The following is a 12,357-nucleotide window of genomic DNA, read 5'->3' as shown; positions in this document are numbered from 1 at the left end:
TCGCCACCAAAGTGGCGATGTTTTTATTTACGTTTCATTTCTTTCACATACTGCTTTTCTTCTTCTGGCGATAAACGTTCTGTTGCCTTTCCAGTATCACCACCTTGAATTTCCCACAAAAAGTTATGCTCCTCAACCGTTTGTGAGAAATCCCCTTTCTCCCAGCGCTCTAAAGTGGCAAGTAGCTTTGACTTATGTTTAAAATTTGTACTGCTTTCTACTGCGGTCTTCGCACTACGAATTTCCTTATTTGTCATTTCAATAAATCCCCATTTTTCAGAGGATTTCACTTTTTGATGTACCATCCTATGCATGGTAGAAATAATTTCATCTTCACTAAATTGTGGCTTCTCTTCCTCAACTTTCTTTTCCTGTTGGCCCATTACTTTTTGTGTTTTAAGACTCTTCTCCTCTTCCTCTATATAATTAAGAAGTTTAGTAGTACCGAATACAGCCCCTATCACAATTACAATCATTGTAATTGTCCCTATTATCCATTTTTTCATATTATGTACTCCCCATTCCCCTAATAATCACATAAACAAATGGAATCGCCTGGGCACAGTCGATTCCATTTGTTTCCTTATTTCATTTTAAACCTTCATTGCTTCTCGTACAATATAACTATCCACATATTGCTTGAATTTTACAATTTTTCCGTTCTCAAGTTGCCATACATGAACAAATTCTGCTTTAAATGATTTTCCCGTTTCTTTATAAACGCCAGAATACATACCTTCAGCAATAATTACATCTTTTCCGCTTACTTCATGATATGTATTTACACTTGCCTTATAATCATCCCATTCTGATCCTAAACGACCAAATACATTTTCCATTATTGCTTCTACACCTATATAAGTTCCCCCGTACGGGAATCCTTCTGCCTCTGTCCATTCCACTTTTTCAGAGAAGGCTTCTGCTAAATGCTTTGCATTCGAAGAAGCGGATCCTTCATACGTGCTTTGAATAATTTCTAAATTTGATTTAGGCATATTACTTCCTCCTGTTTTATTTATTTTTACACAAGTTGTAACACAAACAGTTACAACTTGTGTAAAAAAATATTTAAATTGTTTCATTCTTAATCTATATGTTGTAATCATTATAGTTACAATCATTCTTCAAGTCAACAATTTATAAATAAGTTTACTTCGTTTTCATTACTTTCTCTTTTAAGAAACGATCTACATATCCTTCTGCTTTTACAACAAATAAATACGCACCCATTGATAATAATGCAAGGTCTAATTCATATCCTGGATTCTTTCCATCTCCTAATAATCCTGCCGCTCCATTTACCTTTACGATAGCTCCAGCTAAAATAAGAGCGAATAACAATCCTACATATCGTACACCTAAACCGATAATTAATAATATACCACCAACTAATTCAACTGTTGCTACGCCATATGCAAGGCCACCTGGTAAGCCGATGCTTGTAAACCAGCCTGCTACGTTATCGATACCTGATTGAAACTTCGCTAAGCCGTGTGCAAAGAATGTCACTCCTAATACGATACGAATAATTAAATTCCCAATATATTGATTCATTTTTTTCTCTCCTTTTTGTTTTGTTATGGTAAACTTTTATTTACAAGTCAAAACAATACGGTATTTCATTTCATTCGTCAAATACTTTTTTAACCAAAACAAAAAACATTATCCCTTTTACGGATAATGTTTTCTTACAAAGTAGCGCTAATTCAAGCTTTTACTCTATCGCACAAAAAAGTTGAAACATTTTTCCAGCGCCAACAAACGGCAATAAAGACAAGTCTTCTTCTACAACCATGCCAACGACGTTCACTTTCTCATCTACAGGCAAATCATGTGTGGCAACTTGCATCTCCCCAGCATATCTACCGTACAGTTCATTATCAATTGTAATGCTACCTTTCTTTCTTGAAATGGTATGCATCGGCTGTAACATCACTTTATGTTCTTCTCGTGATTCTACAGACCGAATGACATCACGAGCCGGATCTAGTCTATTTGTATGCACTCTCTCCACCACTTTTAATACTTCTTTATCACATATAAACGATTTGTACCGCAGCGGAATAATCCCTCTACTCGCACTCGCTATCTCTTGTACACTTTCTAGACTTCCGCTTATATCTCCAATTAACACCTTATCTACACCACAATCTTGTACAAGTTCTAAGTACGCTTCCAGCGGTCGCATATAACGATGTTTTTCTAAAGTTGGTAAGCCTTCATTTAACGGACCACGTTTTTCCCCATCTCCCGGAATAAATGCCATCGTTTTTATCCCGCACTCATGTAAGTATTGGTTTTGTTTTTGCAAGAAAGACTTTGCTAGTCCTGTTTCTGGACGCGGGTAAAAATTATGCCACGCTTCTACATTCTCTACTCGTATATTTTCTGAAAGTAACTCTTTCCAAAAGGAATCTGTAATCGTACTCGCATTTAAAGCTACTTTCATTTTATGAGATACGCGTGCAATTTCTTTCGGCGTGATGCCATAATCCATTCGTAAACCAGTAATGCCCCAGTCTACTAACTCTTCCATATTTTCGTACGTCATACCTAAATGGTGTAGCGATTTTGGAGAAACATCGACCATTAATTCCATTTCATTTTCAAGAGCTTGCTTCCCAAGTATTTGAATTAACTCTTTATACGTACCAGGATCATCCTCCGGTATATGAAGTGATGTAAAAATAGATGAAAACCCGTTTTCCTTCGCCACTTTTAGCCATTCTTCTTGCTTTTTTACTCGTTCTTTTGAAAGATAAATTGAAACTCCTATCATATGAATCTCCCTTTCTATGAATAGAAAAAGAGAAAGGAATCCCTTTCTCTATATGTTTTCTGCCATTTCTTCTTTGAATCCGAAGAAGTACGTAAAGATAAATCCGAAAGTATATGCCACTACTAATCCAAGGAAATATAATAAATACTTATTATCAGCAATTAACGGAATTAATGATAATCCTGATACACCAATTCCAAGTGCAGCTGTTTGCATAACTGCTTGGAATGCACCGCCGACAGCTGCCCCTAAACAAGCAGTGAGAAACGGTTTCCCAAGTGGTAATGTAACCCCGTATAATAACGGTTCACCAATTCCTAAGAACCCAACTGGTAATGCACCTTTAATTACGTTACGAAGTCGTTTGTTTTTTGTTTTTACAAAAATCGCAATGGCTGCTCCTACTTGCCCAGCACCAGCCATTGCGAGTACTGGTAATAAAGGTGTTACGTGCGTTTGATTAATAAACTCCATGTGAATTGGTGTTAAACCGTGATGCAATCCGACCATAACGAGCGGTAAAAATGTTCCAGCAAGCACTGCTCCCGCAAACGCGCCGCCAATATTTAAAATGCCATTAATTCCGCTAGTAATTCCTTCAGATAAGAAACCGGCTACCGGCTGAATTGCCAACATCGTTACGATACTCACCACTAACACAGTAATGAGTGGTGTCACGATAATATCAACTGCATTTGGTACTGCTTTTCGAACTTGTCTTTCCACTACAACCATAAGCCACGCTGCAAAAATAACTGCAAATAATCCGCCCCGTCCGGGTACGAGCGCTTCACCGAATAATTTCACATTCGCCATCGCCGGGTTAAAAATTAAAATACCAGCAATTGCCCCAAGAACTGGTGTCCCGCCAAACTCTTTCGCTGTATTCCAACCGACTAAAATCCCTAAAAATGTAAAGATACCGCCGCCAATGAGTAGTAACATTTGTAGCCACGTTGCATTCGGGTCAGCACCTGCGTTTTTCGCAAAGTTAGCAACCCCGTTTATAATACCTGATGCAACAAGACCCGGAATTAACGGAATAAAAATACTTCCTATTTTTCTTAAAAAGTTTTTCACTGGTGTATTATTTTTCTTCTTAATCTCTGACTTCATCTCTTGCCCAAGATCTTCAAGATGATGATCTGCCACTTCACCGATTCGGAGTCCTGTTAAACCTTCCATTTCAGCTGCTACTTTATTTACTGTCCCTGGCCCAACAACAACTTGAAGCGTCTCATCTTCAATAACACCCATAACCCCTTCAACCTTTTTCAAAAGGTCCATGTTTACTTTACTTTCATCATGAAGTGTTAATCGCAGTCTCGTCATACAATGAGCAATGCCACGAATATTTTTTACTCCCCCAAGTTGCTCTGAAATTTCTTTCGCCATTCTCTCTTCTTTCCTCATAATAGAATCCCCCTCCCTATTATTTTATAGTGCCTTCTTCACAAACCCTTTCGCTTCTTTTAATTTCTTCAGTGCTTCCCCATACTCACACTGCAATAACACCATAACAATCGCAGCTTTCACGTTACGTTCTGCTTTCTCATAATGCTCTGCTGCTACTTCATAACTAGCGCCTGTCGCTTCCACAATAATTCGTTTTGATCGTTCTACTAGCTTTTCATTTGTAGACTGAACATCTACCATTAAGTTTTTATATACTTTCCCCACACCAATCATAGAAGCTGTTGAAATCATATTCAGCACTAATTTTTGCGCTGTACCAGCCTTCAAACGCGTTGAGCCTGTTAAAATTTCTGCGCCTGTTTCTACTTCTACATTTAGTTTTGCATATTTACTTATTTCAGCATTTTTATTACAAGAAATACTCGCCGTGCTCGCTCCCACGCTATGCGCGTATTTCAAGCCACCAATGACATAAGGAGTTCTACCACTTGCCGCAATTCCAATCACAGTATCTTTCTCGTTTAATCCAATACTTTTTAAATCTTCTTCTGCTAACTCTTCGCGGTCTTCGGCACCTTCCACCGCTTTAGTAAACGCTTTCAAACCACCTGCTATAAATCCCTGCACCATTTTATCATCTGTGCCAAATGTCGGCGGACATTCCACTGCGTCCAAAATACCTAAACGACCACTCGTACCAGCCCCAATGTAAATTAAACGTCCCTCTTCTTCAAAAGATTGAATAACAGCCTCTACAACCTTTTCAATTTGTTCTATCTCTTTTTCAACTGCTAATGCAACAGTTCGATCTTCTTCATTCATACTTTTTAAAACTTCTTTTATGCTCATCTCGTCTAAATTCATCGTCTTCTCATTACGATGTTCTGTCGATAAATTCTCTAACATATTACCACCCACTTTGAAATTTAATTTCATACTTTTATTATAACTTTAAGAAATTTAAAATCAATATTACTTTATTATTTTATGAAATTTAATTTCTTTTCATGACGAATTTATGTCAGTACAAAAAAAAGATGGGTTTCCCCATCTTTTCATTTTAACTTCCGTAACCTCAAAGCTTCTTCTCTTGTCTCCATAAATTGATCCAACACTTTATTACCAATACGATTAAAAGTAATCACATATAAAGCATCTATCATATTCAATTGTGTCATTCTTGAAGCAATACTCGCAATACGATGATCTTGTTCTACATCTGGCATACAAAGACGGATGTCTGCCTCTTTATATAACGGTGATGATTGATCAAGCTTCGTAATCGCAATAACTGTTGCACCTTGTCTCTTCGCATATTGCGCCATTTCAAGTACATCTTTCGTTCGACCAGATGTTGAAATCGCCACAAATATATCGCCTTCTTTTAAATTTGTCACAAGCGGCAACATCATATGAAAATCAGATAGCATCATTGCAGTAAATCCGAGCCTTGTAAATTTATAAGCCCCGTCCATCGCTGGGGTAGCTGATCCGCCTACTCCGTAAAATATAATTTTATCCGCATTTACAATACGATCTGCAGCTTTCTCAAGCTCCTTCTTATCAATAGCAGTAACGCTCGCCTCAATTGCAGCTTTATTCACATATGTAACTTTATTAAACAAGTCATACGGTCCATCTTCCGTATTCATTACTGAAAAATCGTTAATATTATAATCAGCAATCGTTAATTCGCGAACGAGCGCTATTTTAAATGCTTTAAAACTTCCAATTCCAATCGACTTACAAAAGCGAACAACACTCGCCTCACTTGCGCCTGCATTCGTTGACACTTCTTTCGTCGTTAAGTTCGGAACAATCTCTGCATTCTCCATTATGTACATGGCAACCTTCTTTTCAGCTGGTGAAAATTGATCCATATTACTTTCAATTTTAAATAGTAATGTAGAAGCTTTCACTATTTAACCTCCACTTCTTACGGTTGCGTATATTCTCTAATCTCTTTTGTATCATAAAGATAAAAACCATCATTATCCGGTGGATGGTGAACAATTACAGTTCGATCCCCTTTTTTATATGACGTTATTTCACCTTCAGATTGCTGTTTTTCCCAACCACCTATCCAAACTGCAAAGTCAGGTACAAAAGCAGTGTACTTATAGTCTTTCGGGTTTTCGTCTTCTACATAGAAAGAAAAAATAGAAACCGGAAAATCTTTCACTTTTGATTCTTTCCATGCAGTAAATGGTATGCACAACAACAGGAATATCATTACACCTATAACCTTCCCCTTTGTAACCTTCACACTTCCCTCTCCTTGCCCACATCATATACATAGATTTTACCATACTTACAAACCTTCTATGCTACAGGATCATTGCTTTTTAGAATAAAAAAAGAGCTTATCTACATCAGATAAGCTCTTCTCCTCTATACAAAATACTTCTTCAAAAGCGGCGGCGTAATAATCGTCGTCAATATAACAACAATAACAATCGCTGTGAAATTTTCTTTCGCTAATAGATTCGCCGTAAGTCCATTTGCTGCGATGATAAGTGCTACTTCTCCGCGCGACACCATTCCCGCACCGATACTAATAGAAGATTGTAAGTTGAATCCTGTTAGTCTTGCTCCTAAACCTGATCCGATTAACTTTGTGAAGATCGCAACGAGCGTCATGATGATAATGAACCAAAGCTGACTTCCGATACCTTGAAATGTAATTTCCATTCCAATACTTACGAAGAAAACTGGTACAAATATCGCATAAGCAATCGGTTCAATTTTATGTTCTACTTCGTGCTTATACTCTGTTTGAGAAATGGCAATTCCGGCTGCAAATGCTCCAATAATACCTGCAATCCCCATCATTTCACTGTAATACGAAAAAGAGAAACAAATAATAAGAGCCGAGCTAATTAACGCTTCTGTTACACGAAGTGGCACAAGCATTTTCATAATCCACGGAACAACTTTCCATGCGATAAAAACAATGCTAACAAAGAAAATAATTTTCTTTACGATAACAAGTGTTATATTCACATCTTGTGTTCCTAAAAAACTCATCACAAAAGCTAATAAAATAACGACGATGACATCATCAAATACAGCTGCACCTAAAATCGTTGTACTTTCTCTCGTATTCATTTTCCCTAAATCACGTAACGTTTGCACCGTAATACTAACTGACGTTGCGCAAAGTAATAAACCTAAAAAAATCGCATGAGATTGCATCAATCCAAACAACAATCCTGTTACATAACCACCGATGAAAGGAAAAATAATTCCACCAGCCGCTACTGCAAATGATGATTTCAAATTCCGATTTAACTCTTCTAGATCTGTTTCAAGCCCCGCCATAAACATAAGGAGTAAAACACCAATCTCACTCAATTCATCAATTAGTTCAGAACTATTAATAATACCAAGTACAGCCGGACCGATAATAATACCAACAAGTAACTTACCAAGTACAGAAGGCTGGCCGAGTCTCACGCTAATATCACCAGCTAATTTCGTACAAAGTAAAATGACGACAAGTTCAAAATAAAATAACATAGCATCTTCTCCTACTTTATAAAGTGAAACTTTTATGAGTGGGTTTTTTCACTCTGTTAACCCTCGTCCATTCCTGCAAGTAGTTTCTCCTATTCATCCGCATTTTATTTGTCATATTTTTATTTGACAAAATATTCTGAATTATATTAAGATTAATCCAGCAATTTTAAAAAACTACGCACCATAACTGTACCTCCATTTACTTACATACTCTTTTCTAGTGGGCTCATACTATATTCGCAGTTATGGAAATGAAAAAACGGGGGGAGAGTCCAAAGTGAAGTCATTATTACGAAAAAAACCGCTTAGTACTGAATCACCACGGCAATTAGAGAGAACATTGACCGCACTTGATTTAACGTTTTTAGGAATTGGCGCCGTAATTGGGACAGGGATTTTTGTATTAACAGGTATTGTCGCAGCAAAACATTCTGGTCCTGGTATTATGCTATCATTTCTTATTGCTGCATTTACTTGTGCTTGTGTAGCCTTTTGTTATGCCGAATTTGCTTCTTCTATTCCTGTCTCAGGAAGTGTGTATACTTACGCATACATGACAGTTGGAGAAGTCGTCGCCTTCATCGTCGGCTGGTGTTTAATGCTCGAATATTTACTTGCAGTCGCAGCAGTAGCTGTCGGTTGGTCTGGTTATTTACAATCTTTACTACAAGGATTTAACATCCATCTGCCCGCCATAATCGCTTCGGCCCCTGGCGTAGGAAAAGGTGGTCTCATCGATTTACCAGCTGTTTGTATTTTACTACTCATTACTGGTCTTTTAAGCTTTGGTATACGCGAAAGCGCACGCATTAATAATATTATGGTTCTTATCAAGTTAGCTGTTATTATCGCCTTTATCGTAGCAGGCGCAAAATATGTAAAACCTGAAAATTGGACACCGTTTATTCCATTCGGATACGACGGTATTATTACTGGGGCTGCCACTGTGTTCTTCGCCTTCTTAGGATTTGATGCAATCGCAACCGCTGCAGAAGAAACGAAAAAACCACAGCGTGATTTACCAATTGGCATTATCGGTTCCCTTCTCATTTGTACCGTTTTATATATGATTGTATCTTTCGTTTTAACAGGTATGGTTCCGTATACACAATTAGACGTTTCTGATCCAGTTGCGTTTGCTTTACATTTCGTTGGTGAAGATGCCATTGCAGGATTACTCGCTGTTGGGGCAATGACTGGAATGACAACCGTTCTCTTAGTCGTTATGTATGGACAAGTTCGCGTTTCGTATGCGATGAGCCGCGACGGTTTACTTCCAAAAGCGTTAGCACGTGTGAATAAAAAAGTAAAAATCCCTTTATTAAACACGTGGATTACTGGCGTTGTGTCGGCTTTATTAGCAGGACTTTTAGACTTACATGTATTAGCTAACTTAGTGAACATCGGTACGTTAACAGCCTTCACATTCGTTTGCTGCGCTGTACTTATTTTACGAAAAACTCATCCTGACTTAAAACGCGGATTCCGTGCACCTTTCGTACCTGTATTACCAGTTGTTGCAATTCTTTGCTGTTTATATTTAATGATCAATTTGTCTAAAACGACATGGATTAGCTTTGCGGTTTGGCTTCTAGTCGGCTTATGCTTCTATTTCTTCTACTCTAGAAAACATAGTCACTTAGCTAGCGAAAAAAAGAATGATGAACAGAAAAAAGCATAACAAAAGAGCTCGCCGATAAAACGGCGAGCTCTCTTCATGTCTGATTATGCTTTTTCGTTAACGATTGTAAAGTGAAAAATATGCCGATGCAAGCTGTAAACCATGCCCAATTTCCTATTGGTGTAGAATATTTAAAAACGCCAATACCTACAAGTACTATGAAAATAATCACCTGATATATAAGCTTCCACTTTTGCATATATTCCCTCCTTTACTTCGTTCCCTTCTTTTTCTTCTTCCATGCATTTAAACTATCAAAGAAAAAGTTAATAAATAACGTGCCTAAACCCGCTAATAAAAACGTCATTAAAAATAGAATCCATATACTTTTATCTTTTAATAAATAATATCCTACAAGGAGCACAACCGCGATCCATACATATTCAAGAATTCTTTTTAGCTTTTTCTGTTCCAAATTATTCGCTCCCTTTTTCTATGCTATTTTTAGTATAACAAAAAAGAAGCCCATCATGATAAGCTTCTTTTTCTTCTCTCTTATTTGTTTATGCTTTTTTCAACGAGTGAAATCGTATACTCTAATGTACGATTCATCGTTTCTACCTGTGCATCTTTTACTTTTACATCTTTCAATACAGCTTCTGCCACCGTAATTTTTTGACTCAGTGCTTTCACTGAACCGTCCGTTACATTTGCAGCTTGTGCTTTTTTCACTACTGCTTTTGCAGATTCAATATTAATTTGTAATTTCTCTTTCGGTGTTTTCGGTTGTTCTACTACTTTAGATTGTATAAATGTTTGATTTGCAGTTTTTAATTCATTATATGTTTGAACAATTTGTTCCCCAGTACTTGCTAGATTTTCAAACACTTGCTTTGCATGATTATAGCTTTTCTCTAATTCTTGAAATGCTTCCTTTGAATATTGACCTGGCTTATCACCAAATTCATACGTACCAGCTAACACTTCTTTTACTTTTCCAAGCTCTTCATATAACGCGTTCACTTGCTCTAACTTCGTTCGGTTAGAAAACTCATTGTAAGCTGCTAATACTTCTGAAGAACTTAACGCTTTACTATACAATTTCGCAAGCGCAATTTGTCCGTTTAACGGAATACCGCCATTTCCATTACTATCAGGGTCAGCTCCAAATGCAAATGGTACGTTCGGATGAGACACTTTCCCTTTAGCTGGTTGGCTATTTACTTTTTTACCATCTACATAAATAGCTACTTCACTTCCGTTATACGTTCCTGTTAAGTGATACGTTTTGTTCGCTTCTAATTGAACTCCAACACGTTTATAGCTACCACCAATATGAGCCCATAATTCAACATTTCCACTTCCTGTAGATTCAAAACCAATTCCGCCACTCTCTGTATTTTGTAAAATACCTTGTCCGCGAATTTCATTCATTGAAAATACAGTTTCTAGCGTAAACGTATTTGCTACTTTCTCTTTTTGTGCTGCTGAAAACGGAAGATATCCAAATGTATTAGCTTGTCCATTCAATTTCATTACATTTGTTTTTAAAGCTTTATCATATGCAATAGATACATTTCCTTTCACATCACCTTTTACTCCAAACGGTGAGTTATCTTTAAATGTACCGTCTAAGAAATTCACATCAAAAACGTCCGCCTTTGGCACTTTTACATTCGGATCAATATTATCTTTCTTCGTAGTAACTTCTGCTGTTAAAGGCTGCACACTTTCATTACCAAATGAATCAATTGCAACTACTTCAAGCGTATATGTTTTTCCGCCATCTAATCCTGCCAGTGTAAATGTAAGGTCTTTCGGCACTGGGTCACGGTAAAACTCTGAGAATGCTAACAACTTATTCTTAATTTCTCCTGTTTGCTTATCTCTAGCTTGTACACGATAAGAGTGAACAAGAAGGTTGTCCAATGCTTGAGAAAATGTTACTGTTGCTGCATTTTCTGTTATATTTGATACTGATAACTTCGCATCTGCCGAAAAAGATGGTTTTTCTTTATCACGATCTTCTACATGTGTAAATGTTTCTTTCTTTGATGGTAATTTAATTTTCCAAGGCTCGCCTGTCCAAGAATTTGTATGGAAATCACGACGATTAATCGTTACTTCTTCATCATCTACTTCTACTAGTAAACCTTGGCTTAACGTGCTAGCTCCTGGCGGGATATTCCCTTGTACTTTACCACCTTCAACTTCCATATAACTTACTGAAGATGTACCAACTGATGTAAAGTCTTTTTGATGAATTGATCTTGGATCATCTAGCGGATAATGTGAATGACCTGAAAACGTAATAGCTTGCGGATATTCTTTTAATACCGCATTAATTTTTGCGCTATCTTGTGTTCCCCATTCATGACTACCGTAAACTGTCTCTTTAATGTGTTGATGTAAAAATACGAAAATCGGTTTTTCTGGGTCATCTTTTTGTGCTTTCACCATCTCTTCTTTTAACCAATTAATTTGCTTATCTGAATAATATCCGTGTGTTGTCCCATTTTCTGGCGACATAACAAGAAAGTGATACCCTTTTATCACTTTATGATAATAAATTGATTCCATACCTGTTTTTTCTAAGAAACGCTTCTGCGCTCCCTCTACAGATAAACCGTTCCAATAATCATGATTTCCTAGAGAATTCATTCGTACTGCATCTTTATTTGCATTTTCGTTATACACTCGCATGAAACGATCATATTGCTGCACAGACCCTGTATCTGTGAAATCACCTACGATAACAAAAGCATCTTGCTTTGGTGCAAGCGTATTGAGCTGTTCAATCGCTCGTTTCCAGCGAAACGTATCGTCAGTTCCACTATTTTTAATATGTACATCACTTACAACTGGAAAAACTATCTTCTTTTCACTAGGTGCCTTTTCTTGCTTCTTCTCTTCCGCTTTAACTGATGTACTCCATGGAAATGATACAAATGCTAATACAAAAACCATTAATAATCCAATAAGACCTTTTACTTTTCGTAAAGCAGTTCTGTCCACGTGAATC

General features: G+C 37.1%; 13 protein-coding genes. 1 reads left to right on the top strand and 12 read right to left on the bottom strand.

Features of this window, described 5'->3' with window-relative positions; all coding sequences use genetic code 11:
* Positions 1-23 precede the first annotated feature (23 nt).
* The 9 genes from ACYVEC_RS22300 to ACYVEC_RS22260 all read right to left on the bottom strand — a co-directional run bounded on the left by ACYVEC_RS22300 (position 24) and on the right by ACYVEC_RS22260 (position 7,714).
* A complete protein-coding gene (locus ACYVEC_RS22300) occupies positions 24-506 on the bottom strand; it encodes a PRK06770 family protein (RefSeq protein WP_063223767.1) in 483 nt (160 codons plus the stop codon).
* An 87-nt stretch (positions 507-593) separates the two neighbouring features.
* Positions 594-995, bottom strand: coding sequence for a nuclear transport factor 2 family protein (locus ACYVEC_RS22295; RefSeq protein WP_063223765.1), 402 nt, complete (start codon positions 993-995; stop codon positions 594-596).
* A gap of 154 nt (positions 996-1,149) precedes the next feature.
* The gene (locus tag ACYVEC_RS22290) at positions 1,150-1,554 is read right to left on the bottom strand and encodes a DoxX family protein (RefSeq protein WP_001077751.1); all 405 of its coding nucleotides are present in this window, start codon (positions 1,552-1,554) and stop codon (positions 1,150-1,152) included.
* A gap of 160 nt (positions 1,555-1,714) precedes the next feature.
* Positions 1,715-2,779 carry a DUF871 domain-containing protein gene (locus tag ACYVEC_RS22285; protein WP_199677936.1) on the bottom strand — a complete coding sequence of 355 codons (1,065 nt, stop codon included), beginning with the start codon at positions 2,777-2,779 and terminating at the stop codon, positions 1,715-1,717.
* Positions 2,780-2,827: 48 nt separating this feature from the next.
* The gene (locus ACYVEC_RS22280) at positions 2,828-4,192 is read right to left on the bottom strand and encodes a PTS transporter subunit EIIC (RefSeq protein ID WP_063223761.1); all 1,365 of its coding nucleotides are present in this window, start codon (positions 4,190-4,192) and stop codon (positions 2,828-2,830) included.
* A gap of 24 nt (positions 4,193-4,216) precedes the next feature.
* Positions 4,217-5,101, bottom strand: a complete 885-nt coding sequence (gene murQ / locus ACYVEC_RS22275; RefSeq protein WP_063223759.1) for an N-acetylmuramic acid 6-phosphate etherase — start codon at positions 5,099-5,101, stop codon at positions 4,217-4,219.
* 149 nt (positions 5,102-5,250) lie between these two features.
* Positions 5,251-6,114, bottom strand: a complete 864-nt coding sequence (locus ACYVEC_RS22270; protein WP_000648163.1) for a MurR/RpiR family transcriptional regulator — start codon at positions 6,112-6,114, stop codon at positions 5,251-5,253.
* A 17-nt stretch (positions 6,115-6,131) separates the two neighbouring features.
* Complete coding sequence (locus tag ACYVEC_RS22265; RefSeq protein ID WP_098555731.1) at positions 6,132-6,461, bottom strand: outer surface protein; 330 nt, start codon at positions 6,459-6,461, stop codon at positions 6,132-6,134.
* A gap of 125 nt (positions 6,462-6,586) precedes the next feature.
* Complete coding sequence (locus ACYVEC_RS22260) at positions 6,587-7,714, bottom strand: cation:proton antiporter (RefSeq protein WP_080468592.1); 1,128 nt, start codon at positions 7,712-7,714, stop codon at positions 6,587-6,589.
* A 277-nt stretch (positions 7,715-7,991) separates the two neighbouring features.
* On the opposite strand from ACYVEC_RS22260, the gene ACYVEC_RS22255 reads away from it, so the two are divergent.
* Complete coding sequence (locus ACYVEC_RS22255) at positions 7,992-9,395, top strand: amino acid permease (protein WP_063223753.1); 1,404 nt, start codon at positions 7,992-7,994, stop codon at positions 9,393-9,395.
* 34 nt (positions 9,396-9,429) lie between these two features.
* On the opposite strand, the gene ACYVEC_RS22250 is transcribed toward ACYVEC_RS22255, so the two are convergent.
* The 3 genes from ACYVEC_RS22250 to ACYVEC_RS22240 form a co-directional block, all read right to left on the bottom strand.
* Entirely contained in the window at positions 9,430-9,594 is a 165-nt protein-coding gene (locus ACYVEC_RS22250; protein ID WP_098555733.1) for a hypothetical protein, read from the bottom strand.
* Positions 9,595-9,606: 12 nt separating this feature from the next.
* Positions 9,607-9,810, bottom strand: coding sequence for a hypothetical protein (locus tag ACYVEC_RS22245; protein WP_063223751.1), 204 nt, complete (start codon positions 9,808-9,810; stop codon positions 9,607-9,609).
* An 80-nt stretch (positions 9,811-9,890) separates the two neighbouring features.
* Positions 9,891-12,350 carry a LamG-like jellyroll fold domain-containing protein gene (locus ACYVEC_RS22240; protein ID WP_460508347.1) on the bottom strand — a complete coding sequence of 820 codons (2,460 nt, stop codon included), beginning with the start codon at positions 12,348-12,350 and terminating at the stop codon, positions 9,891-9,893.
* Between the last annotated feature and the right edge of the window lie 7 nt (positions 12,351-12,357).

The sequence above is a fragment of the Bacillus sp. MN7755 genome (assembly GCF_054771475.1).
The sequence above is the reverse complement of the archived record's forward strand: the minus strand, read 5'-3'. Positions and strand labels throughout refer to the sequence as shown.

Coding starts and splice junctions, on each gene's coding strand:
- ACYVEC_RS22300 (WP_063223767.1), bottom strand. CDS start 506: ATGAAAAAATGGATAATAGGGACAATTACAATGATTGTAATTGTGATA.
- ACYVEC_RS22295 (WP_063223765.1), bottom strand. CDS start 995: ATGCCTAAATCAAATTTAGAAATTATTCAAAGCACGTATGAAGGATCC.
- ACYVEC_RS22290 (WP_001077751.1), bottom strand. CDS start 1,554: ATGAATCAATATATTGGGAATTTAATTATTCGTATCGTATTAGGAGTG.
- ACYVEC_RS22285 (WP_199677936.1), bottom strand. CDS start 2,779: ATGATAGGAGTTTCAATTTATCTTTCAAAAGAACGAGTAAAAAAGCAA.
- ACYVEC_RS22280 (WP_063223761.1), bottom strand. CDS start 4,192: ATGAGGAAAGAAGAGAGAATGGCGAAAGAAATTTCAGAGCAACTTGGG.
- murQ (WP_063223759.1), bottom strand. CDS start 5,101: ATGTTAGAGAATTTATCGACAGAACATCGTAATGAGAAGACGATGAAT.
- ACYVEC_RS22260 (WP_080468592.1), bottom strand. CDS start 7,714: ATGTTATTTTATTTTGAACTTGTCGTCATTTTACTTTGTACGAAATTA.
- ACYVEC_RS22250 (WP_098555733.1), bottom strand. CDS start 9,594: ATGCAAAAGTGGAAGCTTATATATCAGGTGATTATTTTCATAGTACTT.